Source organism: Achromobacter colocynthidis (assembly GCF_057334535.1).
In genome coordinates, this window is record NZ_JBHFIZ010000006.1 from 149,002 (window position 1) to 163,159 (window position 14,158).

The 14,158-nt window shown below is 65.2% G+C and carries 15 protein-coding genes; 11 read left to right on the forward strand and 4 right to left on the reverse strand.

Going from position 1 to position 14,158, the window contains the following annotated elements; all coding sequences use genetic code 11:
- The first annotated feature begins 74 nt into the window (after positions 1 to 74).
- The 6 genes from ACE04A_RS03605 to ppa all read left to right on the forward strand — a co-directional run bounded on the left by ACE04A_RS03605 (position 75) and on the right by ppa (position 6,079).
- Positions 75 to 794, forward strand: coding sequence for a TerC family protein (locus tag ACE04A_RS03605; protein WP_100857878.1), 720 nt, complete (start codon positions 75 to 77; stop codon positions 792 to 794).
- A gap of 118 nt (positions 795 to 912) precedes the next feature.
- Positions 913 to 1,860, forward strand: coding sequence for a hydroxymethylbilane synthase (gene hemC, locus ACE04A_RS03610; protein WP_448718469.1), 948 nt, complete (start codon positions 913 to 915; stop codon positions 1,858 to 1,860).
- The gene (locus ACE04A_RS03615) at positions 1,860 to 2,660 is read left to right on the forward strand and encodes a uroporphyrinogen-III synthase (protein ID WP_448718468.1); all 801 of its coding nucleotides are present in this window, start codon (positions 1,860 to 1,862) and stop codon (positions 2,658 to 2,660) included. The genes hemC and ACE04A_RS03615 overlap by 1 nt, the downstream gene beginning before the upstream one ends.
- 37 nt (positions 2,661 to 2,697) lie before the next feature.
- Positions 2,698 to 3,891, forward strand: a complete 1,194-nt coding sequence (locus ACE04A_RS03620) for a uroporphyrinogen-III C-methyltransferase (RefSeq protein ID WP_279997502.1) — start codon at positions 2,698 to 2,700, stop codon at positions 3,889 to 3,891.
- Between the two features lie 5 nt (positions 3,892 to 3,896).
- A complete protein-coding gene (locus ACE04A_RS03625) occupies positions 3,897 to 5,516 on the forward strand; it encodes a heme biosynthesis HemY N-terminal domain-containing protein (protein WP_259251659.1) in 1,620 nt (539 codons plus the stop codon).
- A 32-nt stretch (positions 5,517 to 5,548) separates the two neighbouring features.
- On the forward strand, positions 5,549 to 6,079 hold the full coding sequence (ppa, locus tag ACE04A_RS03630; protein WP_050446009.1) for an inorganic diphosphatase: 531 nt from the start codon (positions 5,549 to 5,551) through the stop codon (positions 6,077 to 6,079).
- Here the strand turns inward: ppa and ACE04A_RS03635 are convergent, their stop codons facing one another.
- The 4 genes from ACE04A_RS03635 to ACE04A_RS03650 form a co-directional block, all read right to left on the reverse strand.
- On the reverse strand, positions 6,080 to 6,916 hold the full coding sequence (locus ACE04A_RS03635) for an IclR family transcriptional regulator (RefSeq protein WP_100857093.1): 837 nt from the start codon (positions 6,914 to 6,916) through the stop codon (positions 6,080 to 6,082).
- A gap of 15 nt (positions 6,917 to 6,931) precedes the next feature.
- Positions 6,932 to 7,693 (reverse strand): SDR family oxidoreductase, encoded by a 762-nt coding sequence (locus ACE04A_RS03640; RefSeq protein WP_485819864.1) that lies wholly within the window; start codon positions 7,691 to 7,693, stop codon positions 6,932 to 6,934.
- Positions 7,693 to 8,904 (reverse strand): ABC transporter substrate-binding protein, encoded by a 1,212-nt coding sequence (locus tag ACE04A_RS03645; protein ID WP_279997500.1) that lies wholly within the window; start codon positions 8,902 to 8,904, stop codon positions 7,693 to 7,695. Before ACE04A_RS03645 ends, ACE04A_RS03640 begins: the two co-directional genes overlap by 1 nt.
- Positions 8,905 to 9,004: 100 nt before the next feature.
- Entirely contained in the window at positions 9,005 to 9,403 is a 399-nt protein-coding gene (locus ACE04A_RS03650; RefSeq protein WP_050446001.1) for a cupin domain-containing protein, read from the reverse strand.
- A 172-nt stretch (positions 9,404 to 9,575) separates the two neighbouring features.
- Between ACE04A_RS03650 and ACE04A_RS03655 the strand changes: the two genes are divergently transcribed.
- The 5 genes from ACE04A_RS03655 to ACE04A_RS03675 are packed head-to-tail and all read left to right on the forward strand — an operon-like array spanning position 9,576 to position 14,023.
- Positions 9,576 to 10,355, forward strand: coding sequence for an SDR family NAD(P)-dependent oxidoreductase (locus ACE04A_RS03655; protein ID WP_485819865.1), 780 nt, complete (start codon positions 9,576 to 9,578; stop codon positions 10,353 to 10,355).
- Positions 10,356 to 10,365: 10 nt separating this feature from the next.
- Positions 10,366 to 11,136: an ABC transporter ATP-binding protein gene (locus ACE04A_RS03660; protein WP_050445998.1), complete on the forward strand. Its 771-nt coding sequence runs from the start codon at positions 10,366 to 10,368 to the stop codon at positions 11,134 to 11,136.
- A gap of 1 nt (position 11,137) precedes the next feature.
- Positions 11,138 to 11,830, forward strand: coding sequence for an ABC transporter ATP-binding protein (locus tag ACE04A_RS03665; protein WP_050445997.1), 693 nt, complete (start codon positions 11,138 to 11,140; stop codon positions 11,828 to 11,830).
- Between the two features lie 13 nt (positions 11,831 to 11,843).
- Complete coding sequence (locus tag ACE04A_RS03670; protein ID WP_485819866.1) at positions 11,844 to 13,721, forward strand: ABC transporter permease; 1,878 nt, start codon at positions 11,844 to 11,846, stop codon at positions 13,719 to 13,721.
- Complete coding sequence (locus ACE04A_RS03675; protein WP_259251653.1) at positions 13,721 to 14,023, forward strand: Dabb family protein; 303 nt, start codon at positions 13,721 to 13,723, stop codon at positions 14,021 to 14,023. The genes ACE04A_RS03670 and ACE04A_RS03675 overlap by 1 nt, the downstream gene beginning before the upstream one ends.
- Positions 14,024 to 14,158: the final 135 nt, after the last annotated feature.

A 14,158-nucleotide genomic window follows, 5' to 3' on the forward strand; every position in this document is an offset into this window, starting at 1 on the left:
GCCGCGCGCGGCGCGGCGGGATGGCCGGCTCGGGACCGGCCTTTCTTTTCATAAATGCCTTCGGGGGTTCTATAGTGCTTGAGTTTTTCCAGACGCTGAGTTGGGCAGCGGTATTCCAGATCATTCTCATCGACATCCTGCTCGGCGGCGATAACGCGGTCGTGATCGCGTTGGCGTGCCGCAATTTGGCGCCCAAGCAGCGCATGCAGGGCATTCTTTGGGGCACCGCGGGCGCCATCATCCTGCGTGTCGTGCTGATCGCTTTTGCGTTGACGCTTCTGTCGATTCCGTTCCTGAAGGTCGTTGGCGGTTTGTTGCTGGTCTGGATCGGCGTCAAGCTCCTGGTCCCCGAAGACGATGCGCATGGCAACGTGAAGGGCGGAACGTCCATCGCCGCCGCCATCAAGACCATCATCATCGCCGACTTCGTGATGAGCCTGGACAACGTGATCGCCATTGCCGGCGCGGCCCAGAACGCCCACGCCGACCATCAGATCGGCCTGGTTGCCTTCGGCCTGATCGTCAGTGTGCCGATCATCATCTGGGGCAGCACCCTGGTCCTGAAGCTGATCGACAAGTATCCGCTGGTGGTTACCTTTGGCGCGGCTCTGCTGGGCTGGATCGCGGGTGGCATGCTGATTACCGATGTGGTTGTCGAACGTCAATTCGGTGTTCAGCCGACTACGGTTAAAATCGCTGCAGAAATTATCGGCGCCTTGCTCGTTGTTGTCCTTGGACGGTGGCTTGCAAGCCGCAAAACCGCTTCCAAGGAATCAGCACATGAGTCTGCGTAGATCCGTCGATCCCCAGCAATCCGAATCGGGCCTGAGCCTCCTTCAGGGCCTTTTCGTGCTGGCCATCCTCGGGATAGTCGCGACGGTCATCGTCTCCAATTTCGTTTGATGACCGCTCGTGTCTCTTCCGCAACGCCTGGTCATTGCGACCCGCGCCAGCCGGCTTGCCCTTTGGCAAGCTGAGCATGTGCGCGACCGGCTGCGCACGCTGTACCCAGCGTGCGCGGTTGAGCTTCTTACCCTGACGACCCGAGGCGATCAGATCCTGGACCGAACCTTGTCCAAGGTCGGTGGCAAAGGTTTGTTCGTCAAGGAACTTGAAAACGCGTTGCTCGACGGACGCGCTGATCTGGCCGTGCACTCCTTGAAGGACGTGCCGGTGGATCTGCAAGCTCCGTTCGAGCTGTGCGCCATTCTTGATCGCGCGGATCCGCGCGATGCCTTCGTATCCAATCGCTATGCCAGCCTGGCAGATCTGCCGGCGGGCGCGGTCGTGGGTACGTCCAGCCTGCGCCGCGAATCGCAGATACGCGCGCGCTTTCCGGAACTGGTGGTCAAGCCGCTACGCGGCAATCTGGACACCCGCCTGGGCAAGCTGGATAAAGGCGAATACGACGCCATTGTGCTTGCGGCGGCCGGTCTGGAGCGCCTGGGTCTGGCCGAACGCATCCGTAGCCTGCTGGACCCGGCCGATAGCCTGCCGGCCGCGGGGCAGGGCGCACTCGGCATCGAAATCCGCAACGACCGCGACGACATGCGCGCGTGGCTGGCGCCGCTGATCAGCGCGTCCACCACCTCGTGCGTGCTGGCCGAACGGGCAGTGTCGCGCAAGCTGGGTGGTTCCTGTCAGGTGCCGTTGGCGGCGTTCGCCCAGATCTCGGGCGATACGCTGTCGCTACGTGCGCTGGTCGCCTCGCCGGATGGCAAGCGCATGGTCCACACGGCCCGCAGCGGCCCCGTGGCCGATGCTGAAACGCTGGGCGAAGCCGCTGCACAAGAGCTGCTGGATGCCGGCGCCGCCGCCATCCTCCAGGAACTGCTGCAAGCCGATCCCCGGCCGGACTGATGTCCAGCCCCGCCCGAGTCGCCGTCCTGACGCGGCCCGAGGGCCGCAACGAGGCGCTGGCCGGCCGTCTGACCGACGCCGGCTGGCACGCCTGCACGCTTCCCGCGCTGGAAATTCATGCGTTCGACGTTCCCGCCGCGCAGTTGCCGCGTCCGGCGGACTTCGACATGGTCGTGTTCGTCAGTGGCAACGCGGCCAAGCAATACCTGCGGCAACTCTCGGCGGTGCACGACGAAGGCGCCTGGCCTGCTCAGGTGATAGCCGCCACGGTCGGCCCCGCCAGCGCGCAAGCGCTGCGCGAATCGGCCGCCTTTTGCGCGAATACAACAGTCTTGCATCCTGGCGACGACGCGCCCAGCCACGATTCCGAAGCCTTGTGGGAAGTCCTTTGCGGCCTGCCCGGCTTGCCGTCCCGCGTGCTGCTGGTGCGCGGCACGCAGGGCCGTGACTGGTTGGGCGACAAGCTTGAGGCTCACGGCATAGCCGTCACGCGCCACGCGGCCTATCTCAGGCGTCCGGCTGTCTGGGATGCCGAGGCGCTGGCGGCGTTGAGGCGCTGGGCGGACGCGGGCGTTTTCGCCACCTGGCTCATCACCAGCGGCGAGGGCGCGGATGCCATACGCGCGAACCTGGACGCGGCGGGCCTGGCGCCATGGTGGCAGCAATGCCGTTTTGTGCTGACCCACCCTTCGCTCGCGCGGCGCGTCTTACCCGCCTGTCATGGCGCCGACGCTTCAGCAATGGTAAAAATCTGCTTGCCCAACGACGAGTCGATATTCCAGGCTTTTGTTGCTGCTTGATTCGTTGCATCGGACTGACACCGAATACAATCGCGTCATGACAGACAAGACTCCCGCTACCGATCCGGTCGTTCACACGGCCGCCCCGGGCGCAAGCGCGCCCGCATCGGCCCCGGCCGATCCCGTCAAGGCCCGTCCGGCCAAGCGCGGCAATGGCCCTTTGGTCACCGCCCTGATAATCGTCATCCTGCTGGCCGTCGGCCTGGGTTATGCGCTGTGGAAGCAACGCACCCAGTTTGTGTCCGCCGGACGCGAGGTGGCTTCCCGTATCGACACCCTGACCGCCGACGTGGCGCAGGCACGCAAGGACACGCGCGAAGCGCTGGCCTTGGCCCAGGCGCAAGCCGGCCGCGTGGGCGAGCTTGAAGACACCGTCCGCGAAACGCAAAGCCAATACAACGCGCTGCAACTGGCGTGGCAGAACTTCAATGACAGCGCCAGCGATGAACTGCTGGCCAACGACGTTGAGCGCCTTCTGACCATTGCCAACCAGCAATTGCGCCTGGCCGGCAACGTCTCCAACGCCATCGTTGCGCTGGAAACCGCGCAATCGCGCTTGGCGCGCGCCGACCGCCCGCGTTTCTCCAGCCTGCAGCAAGCCATCAACGGCGACCTGGATCGCCTGCGCGCGGTGTCCACCGTGGACATCCCCGCCCAATCCGCGCGCATCGAGCGCCTGGTGGCGCTGGTGAGCAAGGCGCCGTTGCTGGTGCCCGATTCCGTGGCCCCTGGCGTGGCCGCCGCTGGCGAAAACCAACCGGCTGTCGCGCCCGCGCCTGCCATTGATCCGCAAGCCGGCCTGCCCGCTGACGCGCCGTGGTGGCAGCGTTGGCGCGCGGAAGTTGTCTCGTGGCCCGGCCGCGCCGGGTCGGCACTGGCCCAGGAATTGGGCGGCTTGATCACCATCCAGCGCGTTGACGAACCCGCCGCGCTGCTGCTGTCGCCAGAACAGGCCGATCAAGTGCGCGGCACGCTGCGCCAGCGCCTGTTGACCGTCCAGCTGGCCATGCTGATGCGTCAACCGGCCGTCTGGAAGAGCGAGCTCGACAACGTGGGCGTGACCTTGTCCAAGTACTTCGACAGCCGCTCCCCCGACACCGTCGCCGCGCAGACGCTGGCACGCGAGTTGGCGCAGACCGACATCGCCGTGCGCATGCCCGAAGTGGCTGACAGCTTGAACGCCGTGGCCGCCTTGCGCGCCGCGGGTTTCAAGACTAGCGAGCAGGACTGAGCCTTATGCGTACCTGGTTCTGGACACTGCTGCTCGCCGTCATCGCCGTCGCCCTGGCGGTGGTGCTGCGCTCGCATTCCGGCAACGTGCTGTTGCTGGTCTGGCCGTGGCGCATCAACATGTCGCTCACGCTGGCGGTGCTGCTGGTCGTGGCGACCTTCATCGTGCTTTATGTGGGCCTGCGCCTGTTGGCCTGGCTGCTTGCCATTCCGGACCGCGTCCGCGTGTGGCGCGGCAAGCGTGCGCAGGCGCGCGACCATGAATTGCTGGAACGCGGCTGGATCGGCCTGCTGGAAGGCCGCTACGCCGTCGCCGAAAAAGACCTGACCAAACTGCTCGACCAGACCAAGGTGCAGACGCGCCGAGTGCTGGCCGCCTTGTCCGCGGCTCGCGCCGCGCACGGCTTGGGCGAGTTCGATCGTCGCGACCGCCTGTTGGCCACCGCGCAAGAGCAGGCCGGTACGGATCCGGGCATGGTTGAAGCCACGGCAACGGTATCGGCCGATATGCTGCTGGACCAAGGCCGCCCCGAACGCGCGCTGGCAGTGCTTGCGCCCTTGGCTGACGGCGGCGCTCGCCACCTGCACACGATGCGCCTGCTGCTGCGCGCGCACACTGCGCTGCATCACCACGATCAGGTCTTTACCCTGGCTCGCGGCCTGGTGCGCCGCAACGCGCTGGCTCGCTCCGAAGCCGACGCCCTGATCGACGCTTCCGGCGCGGCGCGCTTGCGCGCGGCGGCCCATGGCGACGGCTGGCGCGCCATCTGGAAAGACCTGAAAGCCGAAGAGCGCCTGCTGCCCGACATCGCCTTGTCTGGCGCCGCCGCCTTTGATGCCGCGGGCGAAGCCAACGAAGCGGCGCGTGTGCTGGAAGCCGCCATTGCCGTCAAGTTCAACCCGACCTTGGTGGCGGCTTACGCTCGCTGCGAAGCCGAGCAGGTGTCGCGCCGCCTTGCCAAGGCCGAGACGTGGCTGCAGCAGCGCCCGACCGACCCGGACCTGCTCACCGCGTTGGGCATGCTGTGCCTGAACGGGCAATTGTGGGGCCAGGCCGAGCGTTATCTCTTGCGCAGCCTGAGCCGGCGCAGCGACGCGCAGACGCATGCTTTGTTGGGCAGCCTCTACGACCGCCTGGACCGGCCCGCCGACGCCATGCGTCACTGGCGCCTGGCAACCGCCGCCAGCATGGCGCTGCCGGTGTTGGCGGCCGATGCCGCCTTGCCCGCCGCGGATACCGGTTCCGATCCGTATCACCTGGACGCCGAAGGCGGCTATGCGGTGGGCATGTCGGACACGGACGGCGATGCCGACGTCACCGGCGATTACCCGCCGCTGCCGCCCGCGGTGGCGGCTTCGGCCTCTGACTACGTGCTGGACCCGGATGCCCGCGTCAGCCGCGACCAGCGCGACCGCGCGCTGGCGCCCGAAGACGCGCCGCTGGCCGGCGGCACGTCCGACATTGACGAGTACTTCGACAGCGCCCCGATTCCGGCGGCGGCTTTCGATGATCCCGTGCCCACGTATACGCCAGCGCCCGCCGCCAGCCCGAAGCCCACGCCCGCCCCGGCATCGGCACCGGTGCCGGCGACCAAGCCGCCGTTCAAGGACGACGGCTCGCTTTGAACATTTCTTCAGACAAACAACAAGGTTGAATCATGAGTCTTGATCGCGTCTCCCCTGGCAAGAAGCTGCCGGAAGACTTCAACGTCATCATCGAAATCCCCATGAACGCCGACCCGGTGAAGTACGAGGTCGACAAGGACACGGGCGCGATTTTCGTTGACCGCTTCATGCTGACCGCCATGCACTACCCGTGCAACTACGGCTACATCCCGCAAACCCTGTCGGAAGACGGCGACCCCGCCGACGTGCTGGTCCTGACCCCGTTCCCCATCCAGATCGGCGCCGTCGTGCGCTGCCGCGCCATCGGCGTGCTGGAAATGGACGATGAGTCGGGCGGCGACGCCAAGCTGTTGGCCGTGCCGATCGAAAAGCTGTACCCCCCGTACCGCAATATCAAGTCGTACGAAGATCTGCCGACCGAAGACGTCGCCCGCATCCAGCACTTTTTCGAGCACTACAAAGATCTCGAAAAGGGCAAGTGGGTCAAGGTCAAGGGTTGGAAGGGCGTGGACGCCGCTCACGAAGAAATCGTGAACAGCGTCGAACGCTACAACAAGGCCTGATCAGGCTTTGGTCCGCGCCGGTGATGCACCGGCCGGGACCCTGATGCGGCGCGGCCGCGACGGCATGATGCCGATCGCCGCCGCGCCGTTGCTTTGTGGGGCTTGCAGGTTCTGCGACACCTCGGCCGCCGCCACCTGGATGCGCGCCTGCAATACTTCCAGGCGCTGCGGCGAGGTATGCGCCTGGGCGGCAATGAACACCAGGCTGCCCACCACTTTCTGCTCGGGGCTGAAGATGGCCGCGCCGATCCCCATCAGGCCACGGTCGACCTCGCCGTGCGACACGCAAACGCCCGCCGTGCGCAGCCGCTTCAGGTTGGCGCGGAATTCGTCCCAGTCTTCGCCCAGTCCGGCTTCGCGGATTTCGGCCGCGTGCCACAGCATCAGGTTGCGCAACTGGTAGGGCGGCAGGTTCGCCAGGATGGGCTTGGCCGTGGCGCCCCGGAACATGGGGAAGGGCCGACCGCGCGCGTAGCTCGATTCAATGGAGTTGTCGGTCCAGTAGCGGTCCACGCACATGACCTTGTCGCCGTAATAGCTGCATAGCATCAGGTTGGCGTGCAGTTCGTCGCCCGTGGCGCGCATGACGTCGCGCGCGGCGCGCATCAAGGGATCGTGCTGGCGCAGATGGCGGTCCAGTTCAATGATGCGCGAACCCAGCACATAGGCGCCGCCCGCCGTGGGTGCCAGCAGCCCGCTTTCGGTCAGTGACTTCAAATACCGATACGCCGTGGCGCGCGAGCAATCCAGATGCGCCATGACGTCCTCCTGGAACGCGGCGGTGGTGTCGTCGCGAAAAAGGTCGAGTATGGACAGCATGCGATCGGGAGTGCTCATTGCTTCGGGACGTGCCTAGTGAATGTGGAAGCCGCCGTTGACGTCGACCACGATGCCGGTTGAATACGAGGACAGGTCCGAGGCCAGGAAGAGTATGGCTTGCGCCACTTCGGCGGGTGAGCCGAAGCGTTGCAGCGGAATGCCCTGTTTGAGTTCTTGTTCCCAATTTTCGCCGAATTTTCCCAGCGTCATGTCGGTTTCAATAATGCCCGGCGCCACGCAGTTGGCGCGCACGCCACGCGGGCCTAGTTCGCGTGCCAACGCCTTGGTGAAGCTGATGACGCCGCCCTTGGACGCCGCGTAGTGTGATCCGCCCAGCAGCCCGCCGCCGCGCAAGGCGGCAGTGGACCCCAGGTTGACGATGGCCGGTTGCCGCGTGCTTTCCAGCAATGCGGGCAGGGCGGCGTGTGTGACGTTGTAGGTGCCGGTCAGGTTGACGTCCACCATGCGACGAAATTCCTCTTCGGGCAAATCCCAGATGCGCGTGGCGGCGACGATGCCGGCGTTGTTGACCAGCACGTCGATGCCGCCCAAGGCCGCGTTGGCCAGTTCCATCGCGGCCTCGCACGAGACGCCGCGCGAGACATCGCAGTGCAGATTGACGCGGCGATCGCTCAGCGCGCTGGCGCCGCCTTCGGGGTAGGCATGGTCCAGCACCGCGACGGTGGCGCCTTGCGCAAGAAACAGGGCGACGACCGCCGCGCCGATGCCACGGGGGTGGGCGCCCCCCGTGACGACGGCGCGCTTGCCGGCCAAGAGCGACAGCGCGCCGTCCATCACGACTTCACCAGCGAGCAGCCGCCGTCCTTGAGCGGGCGGAACGCCTGTTCGGCCGGAATCTTGCGCACCAGCTTGTAGTAGTCCCACTCGCGCTTGGACTCCGACGGCTTCTTGACCTGGAACAGGTACAGGTCGCGCATGATGCGCCCGTCTTCGCGGATACGGCCGTTCTCGGTCATGAAGTCATTGATGGGCGTCTCGTGCATTTTCTTCAGCACGGGTTCTGATGCATCCGAGCCCGCGGCCTTGATGGCGTTCAGGTAGTGCATCGTGGCGCTGTAGTTGCTGGCCTGCACCATCGACGGCATGCGGCCCGTGCGCTTGAAGTAGCGTTCGGACCACTGGCGTGCCTTGTCGTCCTGATCCCAGTAGAAGGGTTCCACCAGGTTCAGCCCCTGCGCGTATTCCAGCCCCACGCTGCGCACGTCGACGATGCTCATGAAAAGCGCGGCCACGCGTTGCTTGCTGCCCATGATGCCGAACTCGAATGCCTGCTTGATGCTGTTGATGGTGTCGCCACTGCCGTTGGCCAGGCCGATGACCTGCGCTTTCGATGCCTGCGCCTGCAACAGGAACGACGAGAAGTCCGAGCTGGCGATGGGATGGCGCACGCTGCCCACCACTTGCCCGCCCTTGGCCTTCACCACGGCCATGGCGTCGCGTTCCAGCGAATGGCCGAAAGCGTAGTCGGACGTGATGAAGAACCAGCTCTTGCCGCCGTCTTCGATCACGCCATTGGCCACGCCGGTGGCGTAGGCATAGGTGTCGTAGGTCCAGTGCATGCCATTGGGCGAACACGCCTTGCCGGTCAAGTCGGCCGAGCCCGCGCTGGTGAAGATCACCACGCGCTTCATCTGGCGGGTCAGGTCCTGCACGGCCAAAGCGATGGCCGAGTTGGGCACGTCCAGGATCAGGTCCACCTTGTCGTTTTCGTACCAGCGCCGCGCGATCGACACCCCGATGTCCACCTTGTTCTGATGGTCGGCCGAGATCACTTCGATGGGCTTGCCCAGCACCTTGCCACCGAAATCCTCAACCGCCATCTTCACGGCCTCGACGCCGAACTTGCCGGACAGGTCCGCCATCATGCCGGACTGGTCGCCCAGCACGCCGATCTTCACGACATCGTCCGATACCTGCGCCATGGCGGGCACGGACAGGGCGCCCAACACGCAGGCGGCAAGGCTGTTCTTGAAACGGGTCTTCATGGGGTGTCTCCTTGGGGGCTAGTTCTTTTGCGCGCCGCCCTGTGCCGGGCGGTCACGCGGGATATGGCAGGGTCTTTGCAGGGTTGAAAAGCCGGGTGGCCTATTCCAGCGTCTGGCCGGCGTAGGCGTCGATGAACAGATTGGGCTTGAGAAAAAAGCTGAGCACCAGCGCGCCGTTGGGCGCGCGGGCCACGTGCTGGTTGCCGCGCGGACGCCAGACGTAATCGCCCGCGCAGACCTCGCCTTCGGCGTCCACGATGGAGCCTTCCAGCACATAGGTTTGTTCGACTTCCACGTGTTCGTGCAGCGGCAGTTCGGTGCCGGGCTGCCAACGGAACAGGGCGGTGAGCAGGCCGCTTTCCTTGTCCTGCATCAGCACCTTCATGTCGATGCCTTCCACCTGCGTGGGCTTCCAGGGCAGCTCGGCCACTTTCAGAAAGCGCGATGCCAGGGGCGGCAGCGCATTGGCGGCGGGGCAGCCGGGGGTTTCGAGGGCCATGATTGTCTCCTAGCCATTACTCGTTATCGAAGATAAAGCAAAAATCTTGTTATTGAGCGTTTAAAAATAGTCGCGTATATTGAGATTGATGTCAACTTTGTTTTTGCAGCCGGAAAGCAAGGACGACACAGGCCGGACCTAGAGATTCGGTGCATAAAACAAGGAGACAAGCTTGAAACACGACTATCTGGACCAGACGTTCGGTCTGGCGGGGCGCGTCGCGCGGGGGACGGGCGCGGCCCGGGGGCTGGGCTACGCCATTGCCGAAGCCCTGGGTCGAGCGGGCGCGCGGGTGGTGGTCAACGACCTGTCGCAAGCCGCGTGCGATGCCGCCGCCACGAAGCTGGCGGCGCTGGGTATCGACGCCCATGGCGCGCCCTTCGACGTGGCCGACGCCGGAGCGGTATCCGACGCGGTGGCTCAGATGGAAGACGCCGGCCTGGCCATTGACGTGTTGGTCAGCAACGCCGGCAATCAAAATCGCAAACCCGTGGTCGAGATGACGCCCGCCGAATGGCAGGCCTTGCAGAACGTGCACGTGAACGGCGCCTTTCATTGTGCGCGCGCCGTGCTGCCGGGCATGGGCAAGCGCGGTTTCGGCCGTATCGTGTTGATGTCTTCGGTGGCGGGGCAGGCCACCATGCCCAACATTGCGGCCTATGCCACCGCCAAGGGCGCCATCGCCGCTTTCACGCGGGCATTGGCCGTGGAATATGGCGCCAGCGGCGTGACGTGCAACGCGCTGGCGCCGGGTTTCGTGCGCACCGACTTCACGCAGGGCCTGCAAGACAACCCGCAGTTTCAATCGTTCCTGTCGGCCTCGGTGCCGGTGGGCCGTTGGGCGACGCCGGAAGATGTCGCGCCCGCCGTGGTGTATCTGGCCTCGAAGGCCGCTTCGTTCGTCAACGGGCATGTCCTGGCGATCGATGGCGGCCTGTTGGCCCGCATGTAAGAGGCCCATCATGACGACCCCAAGCACCCAAGCGGTTCTGTCCGCCCAGGGGCTGGTCAAGCGCTTTGGCGGCTTCAATGCCGTCGACGGCGTGACCCTTGCCCTGCACGAAGGCTCCATCCACGCCCTGATCGGCCCCAACGGCGCCGGCAAGACCACCTGCTTCAACCTCCTGACCAAGTTCCTGACGCCCGATGAAGGCGTCATCCACTACCGTGGCCGCGATATCACGGCGCTGGCGCCGGAACAGATCGCGCGCCTGGGCATCGTGCGGTCATTCCAGATCTCGGCGGTGTTCCTGGGCCTGACGGTGCTTCAGAACATGCGTGTGGCGCTGATGCGCCAGCATGGCGACGGCATGCGCTTCTGGCGCAGCCGGCGCAGCGTGGACCACCTGAACGAACGCGCGATGGAACTGCTGGACGCGGTCGGCCTGGCCAATCTGGCGGACGCGACGGCGGCGCTCTTGCCCTACGGCCGCAAGCGCGCGCTTGAGATCGCGATGACGCTGGCGCTGGAGCCCGAGATCATGCTGCTGGACGAACCCATGGCCGGCCTGGGCCAGGAAGACGTGGTCCGCATCACGGCGCTGATCCGGCGCGTGTCGGCCAATCGCAGCATTCTGATGGTCGAACACAACCTGTCCGTGGTGGCGGACCTGTCCGACACCATCACCGTGCTGGCGCGCGGCGCCGTGCTGGCGCAGGGCGACTACGCGGCGGTGTCGCGCGACGAGCGCGTCATCACCGCGTACATGGGTTCGGACGAGGAGGCGCACTGACATGCTGGCAATCAAGGACCTTAACGCCTGGTACGGCGAATCGCACGTGCTGCACGGCGTGAACATCGACGTGAATCGGGGTGAACTCGTCACCATCCTGGGCCGCAACGGCGCGGGCAAGACGACCACCTTGCGCGCCATCATGGGCATCATGGACAAGCGGCGCGGCTCCATCCGGCTGAACGGCCAAGAAACCGTGGGCATGGCGCCGCACCGCATTCCGCGTCTGGGCGTGGTCTATTGCCCCGAAGAGCGCGCGGTGTTCCGCAGCCTTAGCGTCACCGAAAACCTGATGCTGCCGCCACGGCTGGCCGACGGCGGCATGTCGCTGGACGAGATCTACACGCTGTTTCCAAACCTGCGTGAACGCAGCGCCAGTTCCGGCGGCAACCTGTCGGGCGGCGAGCAGCAGATGCTGGCCATCGCGCGCATCCTGCGCACGGGCGCCCAATTGATCCTGCTGGACGAGCCCACCGAAGGCTTGGCGCCCGTCATCGTGCAACAGATCGGGCAAGCCATCCGCACGCTGAAAGCGCGCGGCTTCACCATCGTGCTGGTCGAGCAGAACTTCCGCTTTGCGACCAAGGTGGCCGACCGCCACTACGTCATGGAGCACGGCTGCGTGGTGGATCAGTTGTCGGCGGATGAGGCGCGCAGCGATCCCGCCCGGATCGCGGCGCGCCTGGGCGTCTGAAAGGAGAATCCCTGTGTTCGAAATTTTCGGTGTGCCGTCCTCGGCGCTGTTCGGCCAGCTTCTGCTTGGCCTGATCAACGGTTCTTTCTACGCCTTGCTCTCGATCGGGCTGGCGGTGATTTTCGGCCTGTTGAACATCATCAACTTCGCCCATGGCGCGCAGTACACGGCCGGCGCGTTCCTGGCCTGGATGCTGCTGAATTACCTGGGCGTGAACTACTGGGCCGCGCTGGTGCTGGTGCCGCTGATCATGGCGGTGTTCGCCGTCGTGGTCGAACGCTTGCTGATTTCCCGCACCTATCGCATGGACCACTTGTATGGGCTGCTGCTGACCTTTGGCATTGCCCTGCTGATTGAAGGGGGGCTGCGCCAGGCCTATGGCGTGTCGGGCTTGCCCTACACCATCCCCAAGGCGTTGACGGGGGGCGTGAACCTGGGCTTCATGTTCCTGCCGTGGTATCGCGGCTGGGCGGTGGTGGTGTCGTTGGTGCTTTGCCTGGCGGTATGGGTGCTGATCGAGAAAACGCGCGGGGGCGCCATGCTGCGCGCCGCGACCGAGAACCCCACCATCGTGCGTTCGTTCGGCATCAACGTGCCCTTGCTGATCACGCTGACCTACGCGCTGGGCGTGGCGCTGGCCTCGGTGGCGGGCGTGATCGCGGCGCCCATCTACCAGGTGAGCCCGATGATGGGGTCGAACCTGGTCGTGGTGGTATTCGCGGTGGTGGTGATTGGCGGCATGGGGTCCATCATGGGCGCCATCGTCAGCGGCTTCGGGCTGGGCATCATCGAAGGCCTGACCAAGGTGTTCTACCCCGAGGCCGCCAACCTGGCGATCTTCATCATCATGGTGCTGGTGCTGCTGTGCAAGCCGGCCGGGCTGTTCGGCAAGCCCTTGCAGGTGCAAAACGTGCTGGCGGCCGAAGCCACGCGCCAACCCGTGCAACTGAGCCGTCGCGCGATGCGCGTGTCGATGGCGGTGCTGGCCGTGGTGGCGTTGGCCGCGCCCTGGTTCGTCTACCCCACGTTCCTGATGAAGGTGTTGTGCTTCGCGCTGTTCGCCGCGGCATTCAATCTGCTGGTGGGCTATGTGGGCCTGCTGTCGTTCGGCCATGCGGCATTCTTTGGCGCGGCCGCGTATGCAACCGGCATCGTGATGAAGTTGTTGGGCGCCACGCCGGAACTCGGGCTCTTGGCGGGCGTGGTGACGGGCGGGCTGCTGGGGCTGGTGTTCGGCGCCATCGCCATCCGTCGCCAGGGCATCTACTTCGCGATGATCACCCTGGCGTTGTCGCAACTGGTCTACTTCATTGCGGTGCAAGCGGGCTTCACGGGTGGTGAAGACGGCTTGCAAAGCGTGCCGCGCGGCAAGCTGTTCGGCATTTTTGATCTGCAAAACGTGATGCCGATGTACTACTTCACGCTGGCCGTATTTGCCCTGGGCTATGCCTTCGTGCTGCGCGTGCTGAACTCCCCGTTCGGTGAAGTGATCCGGTCGGTGCGCGACAACGAGCAGCGGGCGCGCTCATTGGGATATTCCACGTCGCGCTACAAGTTGCTGGCGTTCACGCTGTCGGCCTCGGTGGCGGGCTTGGCGGGCGGGCTGAAGGTGCTGGTGTTCGGCGTGGCGTCGCTGACGGACGTGCACTGGCATGCCAATGGCGAGGTGGTGCTGATGGCGCTTCTGGGCGGCATCGGCACGGTATTCGGTCCGCTGGTCGGCGCCCTGACGTTTGTATCCCTGCAGAATTACCTGGCGCCGCTGGGGTCGTGGGTGCTGATCGTGCAGGGGGCAATCTTTGTTCTATGCGTGCTGCTGTTTCGAGACGGCATCATGGGCTTGGTGTCGCGCGCCTGGTTGGCCGCGACGGGCGCTAAAAAGGAGTCCTGATGTTCCTGCATGTGGTGATGTTGCAACTGTCGCCCGCCGCCAACGGCGATTTTCATGCCCGCGTTCAGGGCTATTGCGAGCGGATCCTGGCCGAATGCGAGGGGGTGTCGGGCTATGCGTTCCGGCCTAACCAGGCCAGCCGGGCCGATGGCCTGACGCACGCCGTGGTGGCGGCTTTCACGGACAGCGCGGCGCATGACCGCTACCAGGTGTCGCCCGCGCATCAGGAAATGAAAACCTACATGGCCGATTTCATCGAGCGCCTGGTGGTGTTCGACGGCGAAATCCCTACGTTTTCCTGAACGCAGGCTGGGCGCGCCGTGCCGCCCGGAACGGGATAAACTCGCGGTTGATTTTTATTGCCGGGCGGCCCCCGGCTGAGAATGCCCCCGGTCGCCGGGGGTAAGATATTGGCCGGTTTACAGTCACGTACTTGT

Bases quoted from the DNA above. Each gene is read 5' to 3' on its own strand.
- ACE04A_RS03665 (WP_050445997.1), top strand. From the start codon at position 11,138: ATGCTGGCAATCAAGGACCTTAACGCCTGGTACGGCGAATCGCACGTG.
- ACE04A_RS03640 (WP_485819864.1), bottom strand. From the start codon at position 7,693: ATGGACGGCGCGCTGTCGCTCTTGGCCGGCAAGCGCGCCGTCGTCACG.
- ACE04A_RS03650 (WP_050446001.1), bottom strand. From the start codon at position 9,403: ATGGCCCTCGAAACCCCCGGCTGCCCCGCCGCCAATGCGCTGCCGCCC.
- ACE04A_RS03660 (WP_050445998.1), top strand. From the start codon at position 10,366: ATGACGACCCCAAGCACCCAAGCGGTTCTGTCCGCCCAGGGGCTGGTC.
- ACE04A_RS03645 (WP_279997500.1), bottom strand. From the start codon at position 8,904: ATGAAGACCCGTTTCAAGAACAGCCTTGCCGCCTGCGTGTTGGGCGCC.
- ACE04A_RS03620 (WP_279997502.1), top strand. From the start codon at position 2,698: ATGACAGACAAGACTCCCGCTACCGATCCGGTCGTTCACACGGCCGCC.
- ACE04A_RS03635 (WP_100857093.1), bottom strand. From the start codon at position 6,916: ATGAGCACTCCCGATCGCATGCTGTCCATACTCGACCTTTTTCGCGAC.
- ACE04A_RS03615 (WP_448718468.1), top strand. From the start codon at position 1,860: ATGTCCAGCCCCGCCCGAGTCGCCGTCCTGACGCGGCCCGAGGGCCGC.
- ppa (WP_050446009.1), top strand. From the start codon at position 5,549: ATGAGTCTTGATCGCGTCTCCCCTGGCAAGAAGCTGCCGGAAGACTTC.
- ACE04A_RS03675 (WP_259251653.1), top strand. From the start codon at position 13,721: ATGTTCCTGCATGTGGTGATGTTGCAACTGTCGCCCGCCGCCAACGGC.
- ACE04A_RS03625 (WP_259251659.1), top strand. From the start codon at position 3,897: ATGCGTACCTGGTTCTGGACACTGCTGCTCGCCGTCATCGCCGTCGCC.